The sequence below is a fragment of the Falsiroseomonas oryzae genome, assembly GCF_027856955.1.
Classification (GTDB): Bacteria; Pseudomonadota; Alphaproteobacteria; order Acetobacterales; family Acetobacteraceae; genus Falsiroseomonas; species Falsiroseomonas oryzae.
On sequence record NZ_JAPSMD010000017.1, the window covers coordinates 1 to 19,212 of the forward strand.

Here is a 19,212-nt window from a genome sequence, read left to right on the forward strand (position 1 = left end):
CATCCCGGCCCTGGCCGGCCGCGACGCGGCGGAGCTGCGCGCGCTGATGGCGGCCTTCCGCGCCAATGAGCGCCCGGCGACCATCATGGGCCGCGTCGCGCGCGGCTACACCGAGGCCGAGATCGCCCAGGTCGCCGACCACTTCGCCCGGCTGCCGCGCTGAGGAGACCGCGCATGAACGCTCGCCTGCCGCGCCGCGCCGTCCTCGGCGCCGCGCTTTTCGCTCCGCTCGCCGCACCGCGGCGCGTCAGCGCCCAGGCCCAGGCCCGGCTGCTGGTGATTGGCGGCGGCTTCGGCGGCGCCTCCGCCGCCAGCTTCGCGCGCCGGCGCTTCCCCTGGCTGGAGGTGACGCTGGTGGAGCCGAAGACGCGCTTCGTCACCTGCCCCTACGGCAACCTGGTGATCGGCGGCGTGAAGCGGATCGAGCAGATCACGCATGGCTATGACGGGCTGCGCGCGCGCGGCGTCCGCGTGGTGCATGACTGGGCCGCCGGGATCGACCCGGCCGCGCGCCGCGTGCGGCTCCAGGGCGGCGAGACGCTGTCCTACGATCGGCTGATCCTCTCGCCCGGCATCGCCCTCCGCTGGGGCGCGCTGGAGGGGTATGACGAGGCGGCGGCGGAGGCCATGCCGCATGCCTGGGTCCCCGGCGACGGCGCGCAGACCCTGCTGCTGCGTCGCCAGCTTGAGGAGATGCCGGATGGCGGCGTGGTAGGCCTGGCGATCCCCGCCAACCCGTTCCGCTGCCCGCCTGGCCCCTATGAGCGGATCAGCATGATCGCGGCCTATCTGAAGCGCGCCAAGCCGCGGTCGAAGATCCTGGCGCTGGACGCGAAGGAGGCGTTCAGCAAGCAGGGCCTGTTCCAGGATGCCTGGAACGAGCTCTATCCCGGCCTGATCGAATGGGTGCCCTCCAACCGCGACGGGCGCGTGGTGCGGGTGGATCCGCGCGAGCGCGTGCTGGAGACGGAGTTCGGCACGCGCCACAGCGTGGCGGTGGCCAACGTCATCCCGCCGCAATCGGCCGCGCGCATCGCCATCGAGGCCGGGCTGGCCGACCAGTCGGGCTGGGTCCCCGTGAACCCCATCACCTTCGAGGCGCGCGCCGCGCAGGGCATCCACGTGGTCGGCGACGCGAACATCCCGGGCCCGATGCCGAAATCCGGCTACATCGCCAACAGCACGGCGAAGCAGGCGGTGGCGAGCGCGGCCGCGTCGCTGCGCGGGGAGGCGCCGCCCCAGGCCGTGTACTACAACACCTGCTACAGCCATGTCGGGCCGGAGTACGGCATCTCCATCGTCGGCATCTTCCGCCCGAACGCGGAAGGTGCGGCGATCGTGGAGGTGCCGAATTCCGGTGGCGTTTCGCCGCGTGGCAACCTACCTGAGCAGCGCCGGCTGGAGGCGACCTACGCCGACGCCTGGTACGACAGCATCACGAGGGACATGTTCGCCTGATGGGTCCGACGCCTTCCCTGACGCGACGAGGGGCGCTCGGTGCGGCACTCGGCCTTGCCGTCCTGCCCTGGTCCGCCCTGGCGCAGGAGGAGGCGCTCGCGGCCGCCATCCGCGAGCAGGTCGGCGATGCCGTGCCGGAGGAGGGCGGCATCGCGCTGCGCGTGCCGGCGGTGGCCGAGAATGGCGGCCAGGTGCCGCTCGGCATCGTCGTGGAGAGCCCGCAGACCCAGGCCCAGCACGTCGCCGCCATCCATGTCTTCGCCACCCGCAACCCGACGCCGGGCGTCGCCAGCTTTCGCCTGACGCCGCTTCTGCCGCGCGCCGAGGTGCAGACGCGCATCCGCCTGGCGGAGGACCAGCGCGTGGTCGTGCTGGCGCAGATGAGCGACGGGTCGGTGCGCCGCGCCGTGGCGGAGATCCGCGTGGCTACGGGAGGGTGTCTGTCATGAGCGGCAGCCTCTCCACCCCGCGCATCCGCATCCCCCGCCAGGTCCGCGCCGGCGAGGTGTTCGAGATCCGCACCCTGATCGAGCACCCGATGGAGACCGGTCTGCGGCAGGACGGCAGCCGCACCGTGCCGCGCGACCTGCTGAACCGCCTGGTGGTGCGCGTGAACGGCGAGGTCGCGCTGCAGGCCGAGCTGCGCAACGGCACCTCGCCCAATCCCTTCCACGTCTTCTTCCTGCGGCTGGAGCGGAACAGCGAGATCGAGTTCGCCTGGACCGACGAGCGCGGGCGCGTCGCACGCACCACCGCGCGCGTCACCGTAGCCTGACGCGCCGCGATGCTGCTGCGCCGCGACCGCGTGCTGATGGCGATCGACATCGTGCTCGATGTGGCCTTCCACGCCGGCCGGGGCGGCGCTGTGACAGGTGCCGCGGAGATCGCCGAGCGGCTCGGGGCGCAGCGGCGGGGAATCGAGCCCGTGTTGCAGGCGCTGACCCGGGCAGAGCTGCTGGACAGCACGCGCGGCCCCCGGGGCGGCTACCGGCTGGCCCGCGCGCCGCGTGCCATCCCCCTGATCGAGGTGGCGCAGGCTGTGCGCGATGCGGAGGATCCCGGGCAGGAGCCCGCGGGGCCGCTCGGCGTCGCCGTTACCGCGCCGCTCTGGGCCGAGCTGGACGCGCTGCTGCGCGAGAGGCTGGCGATGCTGACGGTGGCCGACCTGCTGCGGCGCGCCGCCTCCGCCGGCCTGCGGCGCCCGCAGACGGAGCCGCTCGACTTCGCGATCTGATACCCGGCTCATGAAGTGCTGACCTGCCGGCCCGCATAGCGGGCGTCACGCCGCAGGCGTGCAGTCGGCACGACGCGCGCGGAGGCGCGCGCCGGCGATTGGGGGCGAAGTGCGTCAGCACTTCGCAAGCCAAGTAGGACGGCGCGGGCCGCTCAGCGGTAGGCGGCGTTGACGCGTTCCAGCATCGCCGCGCCCGGGCAGAGATCCGCGTCGCCCATCGCGTTCAGCGGATCCGCGCTGGTGCCGAGATGGTCGTGCAGGTCGGCCGGATCGGGATCGAGGAAGATCAGCCCGGTGACGATCTCCCCGGCCGCCTTGCGTTCCTGCAGGTAGTTCATTGCGGAGACGCGGTCGGTCGGGTCATGTTCCGGATGCAGCTTGCGCAGGCGCAGCACCGTGCCGTCGTGCTGGGTGACGTCCACTGCCGTGCCGGGCTCGTACTCCGCCTCGATGCGATCGCGGCCGACGATGACGTCCAGCCGGTTCACCGCCTCGTTGTGGGCGCGCACGAAGTCGAAGCTCTTGGTCGAGCCCTCATGGTTGTTGAAGGCGACGCAGGGGCTGATGCAGTCGATGAAGGCCGCGCTGGGGTGCAAGAGCGCTGCCTTGATCAGCGGCACGAGCTGCGTCTTGTCGCCGGAGAAGGACCGTCCGACGAAGGTGGCGCCGAGCTGCAGCGCCATGGCCACCAGGTCGATCGGCTCGTCGGTGTTGATCGTGCCCTTCTTCGCCTTGGAGCCCTTGTCCGAGGTGGCGGAGAACTGGCCCTTGGTCAGCCCGTACACCCCGTTGTTCTCGACGATGTAGGTCATGTTCACGCCGCGGCGGATGCTGTGCGCGAACTGGCCGAGGCCGATGGAGGCGCTGTCTCCGTCGCCGGAGACGCCGAGATAGACCAGGTCGCGGTTCGCCAGGTTAGCCCCGGTCAGCACGGAGGGCATGCGCCCGTGCACGGAGTTGAACCCGTGCGCCGCGCCCAGGAAGTAGGTGGGCGTCTTGGAGGAGCAGCCGATGCCCGACAGCTTAGCGATGCGGTGCGGCGGCAGCTCCAGCTCGAAGCAGGCCTGCACGATGGCGGCGCTGATCGAATCGTGGCCGCAGCCGGCGCACAGGGTGGAGATCGCGCCCTCGTAGTCGCGCCGCGTCAGGCCAAGCGCGTTGGTCGCCAGCAGCGGGTGGTGCAGCTTGGGCTTCGGGAGGAAGGTCATTCGGCGGCTCCCGCACGGGTCATCGGGACGATGGTGTCGCGCGCCACGCGCTCCGCGATGGCGGTGCGGATGAAGCGCGCGGTGATCGGCGTGCCGTCGTAGTGCAGCACCGGGACGATGCGCGCGGGATCGATCTCGCCCTCGGTCACCAGCAGCGTGCGCAGCTGGGCGTCACGGTTCTGCTCCACCAGGAACACCCGCTCGTGCCGGCGAACGAAGTCCAGCACGTCGTCATGGAAGGGGAAGGCGCGGATGCGCAGGGCGTCCAGGTGGATGCCGTCGCGCTCCAGCTCCTCCAGCGCCTCCCGCATGGCGGCCGAGGTCGAGCCGTAGAAGATCACGCCATGCGACGCGGGCTGCTTGGCGCAGGTCTCGACGGGGCGCGGCACCAGCTGCTTCGCCGTGTCGAACTTCCGCAGCAGCCGCTCCATGTTGTCTACGTAAGCCGGGCCTTCCTCCGTGTAGCGCGCATAGCGATCGCGGGAGGTGCCGCGGGTGAAGAACGACCCCTTGGTCGGGTGCGTGCCTGGCCAGGTGCGATAGGGAATGCCGTCGCCATCCACATCGAGGTAGCGGCCGAAGGTCTTGCCGGCCTCGAGCTCCTCGGCGGTCATCACCTTGCCGCGGTCCATCCGGCGCGTGTCGTCCCAGTCGAAGGGCGCGCAGAGCCAGTCGTTCATGCCGATGTCGAGGTCGAGCATGACGAAGACCGGCGTCTGCAGCCGCTCCGCGAGGTCGAAGGCGTCGGCACCCATGGTGAAGCACTCGTGCGGATCCTCGGGCAGCAGCAGCACGTGCTTGGTGTCGCCATGGCTGAGATAGGCCGCCGACAGGATGTCGGCCTGCTGCGTGCGGGTCGGCATGCCGGTGGAAGGGCCGGCGCGCTGCACGTCGAAGATCACCGCCGGGATCTCGGCGAAATAGGCCAGCCCGACGAATTCTGCCATCAGCGAGATGCCGGGCCCGGAGGTGGCGGTGAAGGCACGCGCGCCGTTCCAGCCGGCGCCGATCACCATGCCGATCGAAGCCAGCTCGTCCTCCGCCTGCACGATGGCGTAGCGCTTGGTGCCGTCCGGCGCGGTGCGGAACTGCTTCGCGCGCCGCTCGAAGGCCTCGGCCAGCGAGGTGGAGGGCGTGATCGGATACCACGCGCAGACCGTGGCGCCGCCATAGACCGCGCCGAGCCCCGCCGCTGCGTTGCCGTCCACGAAGATGCGATCGCCCACGGCATCGGCGCGGGCCAGGCGCAGCCCGATCGGGCAGGCCAGGTTCTTCTGCGCCCAGTCGCGCCCCATCTGCAGCGCGTCAAGGTTGGGCTGGATCAGCTTGTCCTTGCCCTTGAACTGCTCACGGATCAGCTGGGCGGTCGCCTCCGGGTCCATGTCCAGCAGGGCGGACAGCGCGCCGACATAGATGATGTTCTTGAACAGCTGCCGCTGCCGCGGATCCTGGTACGCCTCGTTGCACATCGCCGTCAGCGGCACGCCGATTGGGGTGATGTCGGAGCGCAGGCGCGAGGCGGGCAGGGGCCGCGTGCTGTCGTAGAACAGGTAGCCGCCCGGCTCGACCTCCGCGACGTCGCGATCCCAGGTCTGCGGGTTCATCGCCACCATCAGGTCCACGCCCCCGCGCCGGCCGAGATGCCCGGCACCGGAGACCCGCACCTCGAACCAGGTCGGCAGGCCCTGGATGTTGGAGGGGAAGATGTTGCGCGAGGCGATGGGCACGCCCATGCGCAGGATCGACTTCGCGAAAAGCTGGTTGGCGCTGGCGGAGCCCGATCCGTTGACGTTGGCGAACTTGACGACGAAGTCGTTGACCGCGGCGAGCGGTTGCACCGCCGCGGCGCGGTTCAGACCCTCTGGCATGCGTGCCTCACCGGCTTATGGTGGCGGCCGGCGAAGCCGGCCGAGCGGCCGAATGGCCGCCGCGCCAAGTGGCGCGAAGCGTCGCGCGACGAGCGCGCCCCTGGCGCGACGCGCGCGGAGGCGCGCGCCGGCGATTGAGGGCGCCGATGCGCTGCATCGGCGCGCGTCATACACGGCTGCATGCGTGAGCCCTCGGCTTGGCGGTTTCGAGCAGGAACTTCTGCATGTCCCAGGCGCCGGTCGGGCAGCGCTCGGCGCACATGCCGCAATGCAGGCAGACATCCTCGTCCTTCACCATGACGCGGCCGGTCTTCAGGCCTTCGCCGATGTAGAGGTCCTGCTGCTTGTTGATGGCCGGCGCGCGCAGCCGCGTGCGCAGCTCCGCCTCCTCTCCGTCCTCGGTGAAGGTGATGCAGTCTACCGGGCAGATGTCGGCGCAGGCGTCGCATTCGATGCAGAGCTTCGGCGCGAACACCGTCTGGACGTCGCAGTTGAGGCAGCGCTCCGCCTCGCGCAGCGCCGTGTCCAGGCTGAAGCCGAGCTCGACCTCGGTGTGGATGTCCTTCAGCGCCACCTCTGGCGCGCGCATCGGCACCTTGAAGCGCAGGTCGATGGAGACGTCGTTGTCGTAGCTCCACTCATGGATGCCCATCTTCTGGCTGACCAGGCTCGTCTCCGGCGGCGGGCGGAGCCGCGGGTCCTCGCCGCGGCAGAACAGGTCGATGGAGACCGCGGCTTCGTGCCCGTGCGCGACCGCCCAGATGATGTTCTTCGGCCCGAAGGCCGCGTCGCCGCCGAAGAACACCCGGGGCAGCGTGGATTGGTGCGTCGTGGCGTCCAGCTTCGGCAGGCCGTTGCGGCCGAACTCCAGCCCGATGTCGCGCTCGATCCAGGGGAAGGCGTTCTCCTGCCCGATCGCCACCAGCACGTCGTCGCAGGGGATGTGCACGTCCGCCTCGCCGGTCGGCAGCAGCTGGCGGCGGCCCTCCGCGTCGCGCTGCGGCGCCACCTTCTCGAACACCACGCCGGTCAGTTTGCCGCCTTCATGGGTGAAGGCCTTGGGCACCATGAAGTTGAGGATCGGGATGCCTTCGTGCATCGCGTCCTCCTTCTCCCACGGGCTCGCCTTCATCTCGTCGAAGCCGGAGCGGACGACGACAGTCACCTCCTCCCCGCCGAGCCGCCGCGCCGAGCGGCAGCAATCCATCGCCGTGTTGCCGCCGCCCAGCACCACAACCCGCCGGCCGACGCGCTTGATGTGGCCGAAGGAGACGGAGGAGAGCCACTCGATCCCGATATGGATGTTCGCCGCAGCTTCCTGCCGCCCGGGGATGTCGAGGTCGCGGCCGCGCGGCGCGCCGGTACCGACGAAGACGGCGTCGAAGCCTTCGTCCAGCACGGCCTTCAGGCTGTCGACGCGGCGGTTCAGCCGCGTCGCGACGCCGAGGCCGAGCACGTAGCCGACCTCCTCGTCGATCACCTCCTCCGGCAGGCGGAAGCGCGGGATCTGCGTGCGGATCATGCCGCCGGCCTTGGCGTTGTCGTCGAAGACGACGACCTCGTAGCCGAGCGGGGCCAGGTCGCGCGCCACCGTCAGACTGGCCGGGCCGCCGCCGATGCAGGCGATGCGCCTGCCGTTGCGCTGCTCGGCCGGGGGCGGCAGGCGGCCGCGGATGTCGTCCTTGTGGTCGGCCGCGACGCGCTTCAGCCGGCAGATCGCCACCGGCTCCTCCTCCACCCGGCCGCGGCGGCAGGCGGGCTCGCAGGGGCGGTCGCAGGTGCGGCCGAGGATTCCGGGGAAGACGTTGGACCGCCAGTTCACCATGTAGGCATCGGTGTAGCGGCCGGCCGCAATCAGCCGGATGTATTCGGGCACCGGCGTATGCGCCGGGCACGCATGCTGGCAGTCCACCACCTTGTGGAAATGGTCCGGGGACCTGAGTTCGGTCACCTTCACGCCGCACCTCCCTCACCATGCCGGGACGCCCGAGCGGGCGCCCCCTGGTCGTCACAGGCAAGGTCCAGGGCAAGGCTGCCCGTGGCGAGGAGGCCAACGCAAGGGACGCAAGGCGCCGCTGCGAGGATCCTCCCCAGGATCCAGTGCGTTGCGCGACCCGGCTTCGTTGGCGCGGTCGTCTCCGCCAGGAGTCGACCGCGCAGAGCGCCACGATGCCGCAACGCCGCGGCGCTGCCTAGGGGCCGGTCACCAGGGGGTGATCGCCACGTTTGCGGTGCAGCATGCGAAGTGCTGGCACGGCCGCGCCGCGCCGACCTAGGCTTGCGCGCAGGCCCGGAAGGAGGTCGCGATGCCCGAGCTGCAGGACCGCTTCGTCTGCCTGACCGACCTGGCGCAGCGCCGCGCCGTGCTTGTCGAGCGCCTGCAGCAACTCGAGGTGCGCAGCGACGGCATTCCGTGCGTCGAGGCGCAGTCGCTGCGCGGCGAGCTGCAGGCGCTGGACCGCGAGCTGCGCCTGGTCGCTGGCTCGAACTGAGGCCCGGCGGCACCGCCGGCGCCGCCTGCCCGCATCCCGCGCTGCCTGCGAGGGCGGCGCTTGGCCAACCGTCCGCCCTGCGCGTCGTCGATCACGTCACGGGGACCTCGCGGACATGGCTCTTGTTCGCCGCGTCTTCCGCCCGCCATCGTGACGCGCACGTGCCTCGCCTGCTGCACCAGCAGAGGGTTGGAGGATGTCGAAGGGTGAGGAAGCCGCCGTTCGGGCCCAGGCAGGCCCGGCCGGACAAGGCGCCGAAGCGCGCCAGCCACGCCACGCCGACCAGGGCCCGGAGGGCTCGGCATGATCGTCGCGCTCGTCCTCGTCCTCGTCGCAGTCGGCTCCGTGGCATTCCACCTGTGGAGTCCCTGGTGGTGGACGCCGATCGCCTCCAACTGGCACTTCATCGACGCGACGATCACCATCACCTTCTGGATCACCGGCGTCGTCTTCACCGCGGTGGTGCTGTTCATGGCGTGGTGCGTGTTCCGCTATCGCGCGCGCCCCGGCCATCGCGCCGCCTATGAGCCGGAGAACAAGCGCCTCGAGATCTGGCTGACGCTGGCCACCGCCGTCGGCGTCGCCGCGATGCTCGCGCCCGGGCTCGTCGTCTGGCACCAGTTCGTCACCGTGCCGGCGAATGCGACGGAGATCGAGGTCGTCGGCCAGCAATGGCGCTGGGCCTACCGCCTGCCCGGCCCGGACGGCAGGCTCGGCGCCGTGGACACGCGGCTGATCGGCCCGGACAACCCGCTGGGCGTCGTGCCGGGCGATGCCGCCGGCCAGGACGACGTGATCCTGGACGGCGAGGATCTGCACCTGCCGATCGGGCGCCCGGTGAAGGTTCTGCTGCGCTCCATCGATGTGCTGCACGATTTCTACGTGCCGGAGTTCCGCGCCAAGATGGACATGATCCCGGGCTCCGTCACGTATTTCTGGTTCACCCCCACGCGCACCGGAACCTTCGACGTGCTCTGCGCCGAGCTCTGCGGCCAGGGGCACGCGATCATGCGCGGCCGCGTGGTGGTGCAGACCGAGGCCGAGCACCAGGCCTGGCTGGGCAGCCGCGGCAGCTTCGCCGGTCTCGCGGCGCGGCCGCGCTAGCCCGGCGGGGCGAGGGGAGGGAGGCGGACCGATGAGCGAGATCGCACACGGCGCCGGTGGCCCGATACCGGCCGCCGAGGTGCCGGAGATGGAGCTTCCGCATCCGCATGGATGGTGGAGCACCTACGTCTTCAGCCAGGACGCCAAGGTCATCGGCATCCAGTACTCGCTGACGGCGATCGCGATCGGATTGGTGGCGCTGGTGCTGTCCTGGCTGATGCGCCTGCAACTCGGCTTTCCCGGCACCTTCTCCTTCATCGACCCGCCGGCCTACTACCAGTTCATCACCATGCACGGGATGATCATGGTGGTGTACCTGCTGACCGCGCTGTTCCTGGGCGGTTTCGGCAACTACCTGATCCCGCTGATGCTGGGTGCGCGGGACATGGTGTTCCCCTTCGTCAACATGCTCAGCTACTGGATCTACCTGCTGGCCGTGCTGGTGCTGGTGGCGAGCTTCTTCGTGCCAGGCGGTCCGACCGGCGCGGGCTGGACGCTCTATCCGCCGCAGGCGATCCTGTCGGGCACGCCGGGGCGCGACTGGGGCATCGTGCTGATGCTGGTCTCGCTCTGCCTGTTCATCGCCGGCTTCACCATGGGCGGGCTGAACTACGTCGTCACCGTGCTGCAGGCACGCACGCGCGGGATGACGCTGATGCGCATGCCGCTGACGGTGTGGGGCATCTTCACGGCCACGGTGATGGCGCTGCTGGCCTTCCCGGCCTTGTTCGTCGGCGCGGTGATGATGCTGCTGGACCGGCTGATCGGCACCAGCTTCTTCATGCCGATGCTGGTGGAATTCGGCCAGCAGCTGCGCCACGGCGGCGGCAGCCCCATCCTGTTCCAGCACCTGTTCTGGTTCTTCGGGCATCCGGAGGTGTATATCGTCGCGCTGCCGGCCTTCGGCATCGTCTCCGACCTCATCAGCACGCATGCGCGCCGGAACATCTTCGGCTACCGCATGATGGTCTGGGCCATTGTCATCATCGGCGCGCTCAGCTTCGTGGTCTGGGCGCACCACATGTATGTCAGCGGGATGAACCCCTATTTCGGGTTCTTCTTCGCGACCACCACGCTGATCATCGCGATCCCCACGGCGATCAAGGTCTACAACTGGCTGCTGACGCTGTGGCGCGGCAACATCCACCTGACGGTGCCGATGCTCTTCGCGCTCGGCTTCATCGTCACCTTCGTCAATGGCGGGCTGACCGGCCTGTTCCTGGGCAACGTCGTGGTGGACGTGCCGCTCTCCGACACGATGTTCGTCGTCGCCCATTTCCATATGGTGATGGGCGTGGCGCCGGTGATGGTCATCTTCGGCGGGATCTACCACTGGTACCCGAAGGTCACCGGGCGGATGCTCGATGACACGATGGGGAAGATCCACTTCTGGGTCACCTTCCTCGGCGCCTACGCGATCTTCTTCCCGATGCATTATCTCGGCCTGCTCGGCGTGCCGCGGCGCTACCACGAGATCGGCGAGACAAGCTTCGTCCCGGCCTCCGCGCAGGACCTCAACGCCTTCATCAGCGTCGTCGCGCTGGTGGTCGGCGCCGCGCAGCTGCTGTTCCTGTTCAACCTGGTCTGGAGCCTGCGGTACGGCAGGGAATCCGGGCCCAACCCCTGGCGCGCCACGACGCTCGAATGGCAGACGCCGCAGACGCCGCCCGGCCATGGCAACTGGGGCCCGGAGCTGCCGGTGGTGCATCGCTGGGCCTACGACTACGCCGTGCCGGGCGTCGCCGAGGACTTCGTGCCGCAGAACCAGCCGCACCCCGCGCCGGGCCACGCGGCGCAGGGCCATGCCACGTGACCGCCGCGCTGCTGCTGATCGGCGCGCTGGCCGCCATCGCCGGCTGGTGGCTGGCGCGGCATGGCATCGCGGCGAAGCCCTGGCTGGAGACGGGGCCGGCGGTTGATCTGCGGCCCGACGACGCCACGGCGGGATCGGCCGCGCGCATCGGCCTCGGCGTGTTCATGGCGGTCGCGACGGCGCTTCTGGTGCTGCTGCTGAGCGCCTATTCCATGCGGCGCGAGCTGGCGGATTGGAGCCCGCCGCCGCAGCCGCCCGTGCTCTGGGCCAACACCGTGCTGCTGGTTCTCGCCAGCCTCGCGCTGCATCGCGCGGTCCTCGCTGCCCGGCGCGGCGACCGCGACGCGACGGGAAGCTGGCTGCTGGCCGGCGCCGGCGCCAGCCTGCTGTTCGTGCTGGGCCAGCTGCTGGCCTGGCGGCAGCTGGCCGCCGCGGGCTTCGTGCTCACCAGCAACCCGGCGGATGCCTTCTTCTACCTCATCACTGCCGTACACGGCCTGCATGTGCTGGGTGGGCTGGTGGCACTCGGCCGCGCCGGCGCCCGGCTGCGGCGCGCGCGGCTTGATGCGCTGCGCCTCGGCGTGGAGCTCTGCGCGGCCTATTGGCACTTCCTCCTGCTGGCCTGGCTGCTGCTCTTCGCGACGCTCGCCTTCTCGCCCTCGCTCGACTGGCTGATCGCGCTCTGCACCGCACCGTTCGGGTAGGATCGACGATGGACACCGCCACGCCGCATGCCACGCTTGCCGCCCGGCCCGCGGGCTGGACCGGCGTGGTCGCCGACTGGTCCTCCGACCAGCGCTCCTTCAAGGGAGCGTCCTGGGGGAAGGTCATGATGTGGATCTTCCTGCTCAGCGACACCTTCATCTTCGGCTGCTTCCTGCTGTCCTACATGACGGTGCGGATGTCCACGACGGTCCCCTGGCCGAACCCCAGCGAGGTCTTCGCGCTGGAGATCTTCGGCACGCACATGCCGCTGATCCTGATCGCCATCATGACCTTCGTGCTGATCAGCAGCAGCGGCACCATGGCGATGGCGGTGAACTACGCCTATCGCCGCGACCGCCGGATGACAACGGCGCTGATCCTAGCGACCGCGCTGTTCGGCGCGACCTTCGTCGGCATGCAGGCCTTCGAATGGTCGAAGCTGATCCACGAGGGCGTGCGCCCCTGGGGCAATCCCTGGGGCGCGGAGCAGTTCGGCGCCGCCTTCTTCACCATCACCGGCTTCCACGGCACGCATGTGACCATCGGCGTGATCATGCTGCTGGTCATGGCGCGCAAGGTCTGGCGTGGCGACCTGGATGCGCAGCGGCCGGGCGCGCTGACCGGCCGCCGCGGGCGCTGGGAGATGGTGGAGATCGCTGGCCTCTACTGGCACTTCGTGGACCTGGTCTGGGTCTTCATCTTCGCGCTGTTCTACCTGTGGTGAGGGAGGCCACCATGGCACAGGCATCCGTCCACGCGCCGCTGCACGCTCCCGCGCAGGAGGAAGGGCAGCAGCACCCCGTGCGCACCTACCTCGTGGTCTGGGGCTGGCTCTTCGTGCTCAGCCTCTTCTCCTACCTCGTGGACTTCTTCCACCTGCAGGGGCTGCTGCGCTGGGGGCTGATCCTGCTGTTCATGATGCTGAAGGCCGGGCTGATCGTGGCGGTCTTCATGCACATGAAGTGGGAGAGGCTGGCGCTGGCCTACGCCATCCTCATCCCGCCGCTGGCCGTGCTGGTCTTCGCCGCGCTGATGGTCCTGGAATCCGACTACACGCTGTTCATGCGGCAGAGCTTCCTAACCGACGGTAGCGGCTGAGGCGATGGCGGACCCACCATCGCCCCAGCCGCGCCTGCGCAACCGCAGCATCATCGGGCTCGGCCTGGTGCTCTGCGTTGCGCTGGCCCTGGTCCTGGCCTGGGTCCTCGGCGCCTTCGGCTGAGCCGGCCCGCCCTCACGCGTCGGGCAGGCGGCCCTCCGGCGTGTAGCGGTCCACCGCGGTGGGCAGTTCCCGGCTCAGTCGGGCGCAGATCTCCTCGCGGGAGAGGCCGGTCTGGCGCGACAGCGCATCCAGCGTCTCCGCCCCGATCGCCGCCTCGAGCTGCGCGGCGTCGCATTCGCGGTTGGGGCCCTGCCGCACCCAGGACTCGGCCGTCTCGCCATGGCCACTCTGGCGGAAGCGGTCCACCAGGTCGCGCAGCCCTTCGGTGAGCGTGCCGCCAATGCCGCCGGTCTGCACGCCGCCCAGGCGTCCGGCCTCGCCGGGCGGTCCGGCGGGACGGCGGGCGCCGGCACCGCCGAGCATCTCCGCCAGCTTGTCCCGGTTCTGGTAGCCGGCGACGGCGAGCACGCCGAGCAGCGCCAGAAGGGAAGGTGTGCCGCGAGCCATGTGAGTTCTCCCTCGGATGCAATCGAGGAAGAACCGCTGGCCGTCCTGGCGGTTGCAGCCGCCCCGCGATGCAGGCACAGCGGCCCGTACGCAACGCAAAGCGAGACCGCCCCATGGACGCCCCCGTCTTCATCGTGCTGCCCGAAGGCCCCGACCGCGTGGCGCCGTTCAGCCACGCCGTCCGCGCCGGCCCCTGGCTGCTCGTCACCGGCCAGATGCCGACCGATCCCCGCGACAACCGCCTGCCGCTGCCCGACGGCGTGGAGGCGCAGACCCGGCAGGTGATGGAGAACCTGCTGCGCGTGCTGGACGGCGCCGGCTTCGCGCTGCGGGACGTGGTGCAGGCGCGTGTTTACCTCACCCATTTCGCCCGCGACTACGAGGCGATGAACCGCACCTATGCCAGCTACTTTCCGCCGGACCGGCTGCCCGCGCGCACCTGCGTCGGCGTCACCGGCCTGGCGCGCGACGCCCTGGTCGAGATCGACCTGGTGGCCTGGAAGCCGGCGTGACTACAGGTTCCGCCGCGCCGCGCGCAGCGTGGGCAGCCCGATCCCCGTCGCCTCGAAGCCGCCATCCACGGCGATGACCTGGCCGGTCAGGTAGCTGGCGCGGTCGCTGCACAGGAAGAAGATCGTCTCGGCCAGCTCCTCCTCCAGCCCGTAGCGGTTCAGCGGGATGGTGTCGTGGTAGTCCTTGCGGATCTCCCGCGTGTGCACCGCCTTGGCCATGGCGGTGTCCACCGGGCCCGGCGCCACGGCGTTCACTCGGATGCCGAGGGAGGCGAGCTCAACCGCCTGCTGCTTGGTCAGGTGCGCCAGCCCCGCCTTGCTGGTGCCGTAGGCCACCCGCAGCGTGGAGGCGCGCAGCCCGGAGATGGAGGTGATGTTCACCACCGCCCCGCCGCCGCCTTCCGCCATGATCGGCGCGGCAGCCTGGGTCGCCAGGAAGGGGCCGGAGAGATTCACTGCCAGCACGCGGTTCCATTCCTCCGGCGTCGTCTCCAGGATCGGCTTGAACACCGCTGTGCCGGCATTGTTCACCAGCGCATCGAGCCGGCCGAAATGCTGCGCCGCGCGCCGCACGGCGGCCTGCACGCCGGCCGCATCCGCCACGTCGCAATGCAGCGCCAGCGTCGCCTCCGGCGCGGCGAGCTGCGCCATGGCGTTGCCCAGCAGCTCCGCATCGATGTCGAGGAGCGCGACGCGCCAGCCTTCCGCCAGGAAGCGCCGCGCGGTCGCGAAGCCGATCCCGCGCCCGGCCCCGGTGACGAATGCGACCTTGCCCGACATGCGCTCCGCTCCCTCAGTCCGGCGTCACGCCGACATCCTGCACCACGCCGCGCCAGCGCACGACCTCGGACTCCAGGAATCGCGCGAAGGCCGCGGGGCTCTCGCTGGGCGAGGGGACCGCGCCGGCTTCCAGCAGGCGCCGCGCGATGCCCTCGTCGCGCAGCGTGGCCGTGATCGCGTCGAACAGCCGCTGCACCACTGCGGGCGGCGTGCCGGCCGGCACATGCATCCCCTGCCAGGAGGAGGAAGTGTGCTGCGGGAAGCCGAGCTCCGCCAGGGTCGGCACCTCCGGCAGGCCGGGGAAGCGCTGCGCGGTGGTGACCGCCAGCGGCCGCGCCCGGCCGGACTGCACGGCACCGAACGCGGTCGGCACGGTGGTGAACATGATCTGCAGGTGGCCCGCGATCAGGTCGTTCATCGCCGGGCCCGCGCCGCCCCGATAGGGCACGTTCACCACCTGAAGCCCCTGCGCCTTGGCGAAGACCTCCATCTCCAGCCGGTTCTGGCTGGCGCTGCCGGCGGAGCCGTAGTTCAGCTGGCCCGGCCGCGCGCGGACATAGGCAATGAACTCGGCGAGCGTCCGCACGGGCACCGAGGGATGCACGACGATGATGTTCGGCGTCTCCACCACCAGCGTCACGCTGACGAAGTCGCGGATCGGGTGCCAGGTCATCTGCGGGAAGACGTTGGGGTTCACCGCGACCGCGCCGGCATTGCTGAGCACCATCGTGTAGCCGTCGGGCGCGGAGCGTGCCGCGGCTTCCATGCCGATGTTGCCCGTCGCGCCGGCGCGATTCTCGATCACCACGGGCTGGCCCAGCTTCTGCGCCAGCACCGGCTGCATGAGGCGTGCGACGATGTCGTTGGCACCACCCGGGCCGAAGGGGACGATCATGCGCAGCGGGCGCGAGGGGAAGTTGTCCTGCGCCAGAGCGGGGCGCGCCAGGATCGGGGCGCCCGCCAGGGCGGCAAGGGCAGCGAGGGTCCGGCGCCGGCTGTGCATCGTGGTTCCTCCCAGGTCGTTGTCGTGTCTAGGGCGGTGCCAGGCCGGCCACGGCGCGGAACAGCGCCGCGACCGCCGCGCGGCCCAGGCCGCCCGAGGTGATGAAGACGAGCCGCGAGCGGGCCGCCGCCGGATCCGGCCAGGCCTCCAACTCGACAGGCCGGTGCAGCAGGTGGCGCACCGCGTGGATCACCACCGGTCCGCGGCAGCCTTCCACCGCAACCAGCCCCTTCACCCGCAGCAGGTCCGCGCCCCGCATCTCGCAGAGCAGGCCGAGCGCGGCCGTCAGCGCGCGCCAGGGCAGTGGCGCGTCGAAGTCCAGCACGAAGGTGGACAGGCCCGCCGCATGGCCCGGCGCATCGGCCTGCAGGGCGCTCGGCGGCGGCAGGATGGAATCCGCCAGCAGGAAGTCAGGATCGACCTGGCCATGCCGCGCTTCGCGCAGCGGGGCATCCGGGTTGATCGCACGGATCGCAATCGTCAGCGCAGCAACCTCCTCGGCCGAAGCGAGGTCGGACTTGCTCAGCACGATACGGTCGGCCAGCGCGATCTGCCGCGCGGCCTCCGGGTTGTCGCGCAGCGCGAGGCGGCCGGTCGCGGAATCCGCCACGGCGACGATCGCCTGGATGTGGTATTCGCGGGCCAGCGCGCGCTCGCCGAGGAAGGTCTGCAGCACCGGCATCGGGTCGTCGGCGCCGCTGAGCTCCAGCACGACCCGGTCGAAATGGGGCACGGCGCCGCGCGCGCGGTCGGTGAACAGGGTGCGGAAGGCGTCCTCGAGGTCGCTGCGCACGGCGCAGCAGAGGCAGCCATTGCCCAATAGTGCGACCTTGCCCTCCGCGCTCGGCGCCAGCAGCGCCTGGTCGATGCCGATCTCGCCGAACTCGTTGACCACCACGGCCGTGGCGCGGCCGGCCTCGCTCTCCAGCAGCGCCTTGACCAGCGTGGTCTTGCCCGCGCCGAGGAAGCCGGTGACCAGGATCACCGGCACCCGCGCGCCGCGGGCGCGGCGCTGGCGCCGGCCGAAGGGGCCGGCCGCCGCGCCGGGCGGGAAGACGCCGGCGAAGAGCGCGGCGTCCGTCATGCCTAGAAATCCATCTCCAGGATGTAGAGGCCGCCGATCTTGCGATCGACGCAGAACACCACGCCGCGGTCGTCCACGAAGACGTCGTTGATCTGGATGGCGCCGAGCGAGGAGTTGCGCGGCGCTTCCGGTACGAAGTGGCCGACCTCCTGCGGGCGGTAGGGGTCGGTGATGTCGAAGGCGCGCAGCCCGCCGTTGAAGAAGGTGCCGAGGATGATGTTCTCGGACTGCCAGCAGCCCGGCACCGGCACGTTCTCGTGCAGGTTGTGCGCGCCGAAGCGGCCGCCGCGGTCCTTGAAGTCGGCGACCGGCGGCATCGGGCAGGTGGCGATGGGCACGGGATTCGTCTCGTCGCGCCCGTCCAGGATCCAGATCAGCTTCGGCCAGTCCGCGGCATTATCCACGGTGGATTCGTCGGTCACCACGAACAGGTCGCGGCCGAACAGCGGCAGGATGGTGTGGGTGAAGCCGTGATAGGGCGGCGAGTTGTCCCAGTTCGAGACGACGCGCGGCAGCGACTTGTCGGAGATGTCGAGGATGAACATCCCGCCGTCGAGGTAGCCCAGGTAGCAGCGGTCCGGCTTCTGCGGATAGACGTTGGTGTTGTGCGCGCGGAAGCCGCTGTCGCGAATGGGCTGCGGATGGCGCTGGATCTTCGGAGCGTTGTCGCCCACGCGCTGGCCCGGCATCCACCAGCGCCCGACCTCCTCCGGCTTCGATGGATTGCGCACGTCCACGATCCGGTAGAACTGGTCGTCCTTCATGTCGTGCGGCTGGAAGTCCCGCGCGCCGGCGGCCATGTGGACGAACTCGCCGTCGCAGAACCACAGCTGATGCACGCCGCGCGAATAGGGGCCCGACGCGTCGAAGAAGCCGATGGAGCGCGGCGCCTCCGGCTTCGAGATGTCGAACAGCTCGAAGCCGGCGGGCTGCATGTCCACCTGCTTGGTCTGGTAGGCGACCGCCATGATGTCGCCCGAGGTCTCCAGCGAGTTGGAGCGCATATTCTGGTGCGGCAGGTCCGTCTGCACCACGACCTTCGGGTTGCGCGGATCGCTGACGTCGATGGCCGTAAAGTTCTTCGGCGCGCTCTCATGCGCGGCCCAGAGGATGCGGCGGCCGTCCTTTGCCATCTGCATGGACAGCCCTTCGCCCATGCCGCCGAAGCCATTCAGCTCGTGGTGGCCGATCAGCCTGAAGTTCCAGATGGCGGCCGGCTTCGATTCGGCGCGGGTGATGGTCATGCGTGCGGTCCGGTGGTTGTGGGTCAGCCGATGGTGATGCCGAGCTCGCGGACCAGCGCGGTCCAGCGCGCGACCTCGTGCTCGACATAGGCGGCGAAGGCCGCCTGGGTCTCGTTCGGGCGGAGCCGCGTGCCGGCGCGCTCCAGCCCGCCGGTGATTTCCGGGTCGCGCAGGATGCGCAGGACATGGCCGTGCAGCGCCTCCAGGATCGGCTGCGGCGTGCCGGCCGGGGCGAAGAGGCCGTTCCACAGCGCGGTCGTCATCTCCGGGAAGCCGACTTCCGCCGTCGTCGGCACGTCCGGCAGCTGCGGCAGGCGCTCGCGCGAGACGACGGCCAGCGCCCGGAGGCGCCCGGTCTGCAGGTGCTGCTGCGCGGTGATGACGTTGAACTCGGCGATCTGCGCGTCCCCGCGCAGCGTCGCCGTTACCATCTCCCCGGCGCCGCGCAGCGGCAGGTGGGTCAGCTGGATCCCGGCGCGGCGCGCGAACAGCTCCATGTCGATGTGCTGGTAGGATCCGACGCCGGCCGAGGCATAGACCAGCGGTGCATTGGCCGCGGCGCGGGCGCGCGCGATGAAGTCCGCCAGGCTGGTTGCCGGCGAGTTGCCGGGCACCACGATGGCCTGCGGCGTCTCGCCGAGATGCGCGATCGGCACCAGGCCGCGCGCCGGCGTCAGCTGCCGGTCGGGCGGCGGCGCGGCGGAGTTGATGGCGAAGGTCGAGACGTTGTTGGCGATCAGCGTGTGGCCGTCCGGCCGCTCCCGCATGACGTAGTCGTTGGCGATCCAGCCATTCGCGCCGGGCCGGTTCTCCACCACCACGGGCTGGCCGACGGCGCGGGACAGCGGCTCCGCGATCACGCGGGCGATGGCGTCCGTGGTGCCGCCTGGCACCAGGGGGACGATGATGCGTACCGGCCGGCTGGGCCAGGCCTGCGCTGCGGCGCGCCCCGTCCCGGCCAATACGGCGGCCGCCGCCAGCATCGTCCCGCGTCGCGTGATGCGCGCCATCGTCCCGTTCCTCCCTGTCGCCGCGGTC

Annotated in this window: 20 protein-coding genes; 11 read left to right on the forward strand and 9 right to left on the reverse strand. The window is 70.5% G+C overall.

The features are described 5' to 3' along the window. Window positions 1-174: 174 nt before the first annotated feature. From OZN99_RS03935 to OZN99_RS03950, 4 genes are read left to right on the forward strand one after another with little or no spacing between them, the layout of a single operon-like run. Window positions 175-1,458, forward strand: coding sequence for an NAD(P)/FAD-dependent oxidoreductase (locus OZN99_RS03935; RefSeq protein ID WP_270933869.1), 1,284 nt, complete (start codon window positions 175-177; stop codon window positions 1,456-1,458). After that, complete coding sequence (locus OZN99_RS03940; RefSeq protein WP_270933870.1) at window positions 1,458-1,907, forward strand: thiosulfate oxidation carrier protein SoxY; 450 nt, start codon at window positions 1,458-1,460, stop codon at window positions 1,905-1,907. The genes OZN99_RS03935 and OZN99_RS03940 overlap by 1 nt, the downstream gene beginning before the upstream one ends. Next, window positions 1,904-2,233, forward strand: a complete 330-nt coding sequence (locus tag OZN99_RS03945) for a thiosulfate oxidation carrier complex protein SoxZ (RefSeq protein ID WP_270933871.1) — start codon at window positions 1,904-1,906, stop codon at window positions 2,231-2,233. Before OZN99_RS03940 ends, OZN99_RS03945 begins: the two co-directional genes overlap by 4 nt. Before the next feature lie 9 nt (window positions 2,234-2,242). Further along, a complete protein-coding gene (locus OZN99_RS03950; protein ID WP_270933872.1) occupies window positions 2,243-2,692 on the forward strand; it encodes an RrF2 family transcriptional regulator in 450 nt (149 codons plus the stop codon). A 152-nt stretch (window positions 2,693-2,844) separates the two neighbouring features. On the opposite strand, the gene OZN99_RS03955 is transcribed toward OZN99_RS03950, so the two are convergent. The 3 genes from OZN99_RS03955 to OZN99_RS03965 all read right to left on the reverse strand — a co-directional run bounded on the left by OZN99_RS03955 (window position 2,845) and on the right by OZN99_RS03965 (window position 7,725). After that, window positions 2,845-3,900, reverse strand: coding sequence for a 2-oxoacid:ferredoxin oxidoreductase subunit beta (locus OZN99_RS03955; protein ID WP_270933873.1), 1,056 nt, complete (start codon window positions 3,898-3,900; stop codon window positions 2,845-2,847). Next, window positions 3,897-5,768: a 2-oxoacid:acceptor oxidoreductase subunit alpha gene (locus tag OZN99_RS03960; protein ID WP_270933874.1), complete on the reverse strand. Its 1,872-nt coding sequence runs from the start codon at window positions 5,766-5,768 to the stop codon at window positions 3,897-3,899. Before OZN99_RS03960 ends, OZN99_RS03955 begins: the two co-directional genes overlap by 4 nt. A gap of 166 nt (window positions 5,769-5,934) precedes the next feature. Next, the gene (locus OZN99_RS03965) at window positions 5,935-7,725 is read right to left on the reverse strand and encodes an FAD-dependent oxidoreductase (protein WP_270933875.1); all 1,791 of its coding nucleotides are present in this window, start codon (window positions 7,723-7,725) and stop codon (window positions 5,935-5,937) included. Window positions 7,726-8,074: 349 nt separating this feature from the next. On the opposite strand from OZN99_RS03965, the gene OZN99_RS03970 reads away from it, so the two are divergent. The 6 genes from OZN99_RS03970 (at window position 8,075) to OZN99_RS03995 (ending at window position 12,980) form a co-directional block, all read left to right on the forward strand. Then, complete coding sequence (locus OZN99_RS03970) at window positions 8,075-8,260, forward strand: hypothetical protein (protein WP_270933876.1); 186 nt, start codon at window positions 8,075-8,077, stop codon at window positions 8,258-8,260. A 303-nt stretch (window positions 8,261-8,563) separates the two neighbouring features. Continuing rightward, the gene (locus OZN99_RS03975) at window positions 8,564-9,364 is read left to right on the forward strand and encodes a cytochrome c oxidase subunit II (RefSeq protein WP_270933877.1); all 801 of its coding nucleotides are present in this window, start codon (window positions 8,564-8,566) and stop codon (window positions 9,362-9,364) included. A gap of 31 nt (window positions 9,365-9,395) precedes the next feature. Then, window positions 9,396-11,177: a cytochrome c oxidase subunit I gene (gene ctaD, locus OZN99_RS03980; RefSeq protein ID WP_270933878.1), complete on the forward strand. Its 1,782-nt coding sequence runs from the start codon at window positions 9,396-9,398 to the stop codon at window positions 11,175-11,177. Beyond that, window positions 11,174-11,881, forward strand: a complete 708-nt coding sequence (locus tag OZN99_RS03985; RefSeq protein WP_270933879.1) for a cytochrome c oxidase subunit 3 — start codon at window positions 11,174-11,176, stop codon at window positions 11,879-11,881. Before ctaD ends, OZN99_RS03985 begins: the two co-directional genes overlap by 4 nt. Window positions 11,882-11,889: 8 nt before the next feature. Continuing rightward, entirely contained in the window at window positions 11,890-12,606 is a 717-nt protein-coding gene (locus OZN99_RS03990; protein WP_270933880.1) for a heme-copper oxidase subunit III family protein, read from the forward strand. A gap of 11 nt (window positions 12,607-12,617) precedes the next feature. Then, window positions 12,618-12,980 carry a cytochrome C oxidase subunit IV family protein gene (locus tag OZN99_RS03995; RefSeq protein WP_270933881.1) on the forward strand — a complete coding sequence of 121 codons (363 nt, stop codon included), beginning with the start codon at window positions 12,618-12,620 and terminating at the stop codon, window positions 12,978-12,980. A 136-nt stretch (window positions 12,981-13,116) separates the two neighbouring features. Here the strand turns inward: OZN99_RS03995 and OZN99_RS04000 are convergent, their stop codons facing one another. Beyond that, the gene (locus OZN99_RS04000; RefSeq protein ID WP_270933882.1) at window positions 13,117-13,551 is read right to left on the reverse strand and encodes a YidB family protein; all 435 of its coding nucleotides are present in this window, start codon (window positions 13,549-13,551) and stop codon (window positions 13,117-13,119) included. Between the two features lie 113 nt (window positions 13,552-13,664). On the opposite strand from OZN99_RS04000, the gene OZN99_RS04005 reads away from it, so the two are divergent. Then, window positions 13,665-14,063: a RidA family protein gene (locus tag OZN99_RS04005; RefSeq protein WP_270933883.1), complete on the forward strand. Its 399-nt coding sequence runs from the start codon at window positions 13,665-13,667 to the stop codon at window positions 14,061-14,063. Here the strand turns inward: OZN99_RS04005 and OZN99_RS04010 are convergent, their stop codons facing one another. Genes OZN99_RS04010 through OZN99_RS04030 form a run of 5 tightly spaced genes read right to left on the reverse strand, consistent with a single transcriptional unit; the run spans window position 14,064 to window position 19,184 of the window. Continuing rightward, on the reverse strand, window positions 14,064-14,843 hold the full coding sequence (locus OZN99_RS04010; protein ID WP_270933884.1) for an SDR family NAD(P)-dependent oxidoreductase: 780 nt from the start codon (window positions 14,841-14,843) through the stop codon (window positions 14,064-14,066). It lies immediately after the preceding gene. A 13-nt stretch (window positions 14,844-14,856) separates the two neighbouring features. Then, entirely contained in the window at window positions 14,857-15,846 is a 990-nt protein-coding gene (locus tag OZN99_RS04015; protein WP_270933885.1) for a Bug family tripartite tricarboxylate transporter substrate binding protein, read from the reverse strand. A gap of 28 nt (window positions 15,847-15,874) precedes the next feature. Then, window positions 15,875-16,930 carry a CobW family GTP-binding protein gene (locus tag OZN99_RS04020; RefSeq protein ID WP_270933886.1) on the reverse strand — a complete coding sequence of 352 codons (1,056 nt, stop codon included), beginning with the start codon at window positions 16,928-16,930 and terminating at the stop codon, window positions 15,875-15,877. Window positions 16,931-16,932: 2 nt separating this feature from the next. Beyond that, the gene (locus OZN99_RS04025) at window positions 16,933-18,174 is read right to left on the reverse strand and encodes an LVIVD repeat-containing protein (RefSeq protein ID WP_270933887.1); all 1,242 of its coding nucleotides are present in this window, start codon (window positions 18,172-18,174) and stop codon (window positions 16,933-16,935) included. Window positions 18,175-18,197: 23 nt separating this feature from the next. Then, window positions 18,198-19,184: a Bug family tripartite tricarboxylate transporter substrate binding protein gene (locus tag OZN99_RS04030; RefSeq protein ID WP_270933888.1), complete on the reverse strand. Its 987-nt coding sequence runs from the start codon at window positions 19,182-19,184 to the stop codon at window positions 18,198-18,200. Window positions 19,185-19,212: the final 28 nt, after the last annotated feature.

Bases quoted from the DNA above. Each gene is read 5' to 3' on its own strand.
- OZN99_RS03955 (WP_270933873.1), bottom strand. From the start codon at position 3,900: ATGACCTTCCTCCCGAAGCCCAAGCTGCACCACCCGCTGCTGGCGACC.
- OZN99_RS03975 (WP_270933877.1), top strand. From the start codon at position 8,564: ATGATCGTCGCGCTCGTCCTCGTCCTCGTCGCAGTCGGCTCCGTGGCA.
- OZN99_RS03945 (WP_270933871.1), top strand. From the start codon at position 1,904: ATGAGCGGCAGCCTCTCCACCCCGCGCATCCGCATCCCCCGCCAGGTC.
- OZN99_RS03990 (WP_270933880.1), top strand. From the start codon at position 11,890: ATGGACACCGCCACGCCGCATGCCACGCTTGCCGCCCGGCCCGCGGGC.
- OZN99_RS03935 (WP_270933869.1), top strand. From the start codon at position 175: ATGAACGCTCGCCTGCCGCGCCGCGCCGTCCTCGGCGCCGCGCTTTTC.
- OZN99_RS04020 (WP_270933886.1), bottom strand. From the start codon at position 16,930: ATGACGGACGCCGCGCTCTTCGCCGGCGTCTTCCCGCCCGGCGCGGCG.
- OZN99_RS03960 (WP_270933874.1), bottom strand. From the start codon at position 5,768: ATGCCAGAGGGTCTGAACCGCGCCGCGGCGGTGCAACCGCTCGCCGCG.
- OZN99_RS03995 (WP_270933881.1), top strand. From the start codon at position 12,618: ATGGCACAGGCATCCGTCCACGCGCCGCTGCACGCTCCCGCGCAGGAG.
- OZN99_RS04005 (WP_270933883.1), top strand. From the start codon at position 13,665: ATGGACGCCCCCGTCTTCATCGTGCTGCCCGAAGGCCCCGACCGCGTG.
- OZN99_RS04015 (WP_270933885.1), bottom strand. From the start codon at position 15,846: ATGCACAGCCGGCGCCGGACCCTCGCTGCCCTTGCCGCCCTGGCGGGC.
- OZN99_RS03950 (WP_270933872.1), top strand. From the start codon at position 2,243: ATGCTGCTGCGCCGCGACCGCGTGCTGATGGCGATCGACATCGTGCTC.
- OZN99_RS04030 (WP_270933888.1), bottom strand. From the start codon at position 19,184: ATGGCGCGCATCACGCGACGCGGGACGATGCTGGCGGCGGCCGCCGTA.
- OZN99_RS04010 (WP_270933884.1), bottom strand. From the start codon at position 14,843: ATGTCGGGCAAGGTCGCATTCGTCACCGGGGCCGGGCGCGGGATCGGC.
- OZN99_RS03940 (WP_270933870.1), top strand. From the start codon at position 1,458: ATGGGTCCGACGCCTTCCCTGACGCGACGAGGGGCGCTCGGTGCGGCA.
- OZN99_RS04000 (WP_270933882.1), bottom strand. From the start codon at position 13,551: ATGGCTCGCGGCACACCTTCCCTTCTGGCGCTGCTCGGCGTGCTCGCC.
- OZN99_RS04025 (WP_270933887.1), bottom strand. From the start codon at position 18,174: ATGACCATCACCCGCGCCGAATCGAAGCCGGCCGCCATCTGGAACTTC.
- OZN99_RS03970 (WP_270933876.1), top strand. From the start codon at position 8,075: ATGCCCGAGCTGCAGGACCGCTTCGTCTGCCTGACCGACCTGGCGCAG.
- ctaD (WP_270933878.1), top strand. From the start codon at position 9,396: ATGAGCGAGATCGCACACGGCGCCGGTGGCCCGATACCGGCCGCCGAG.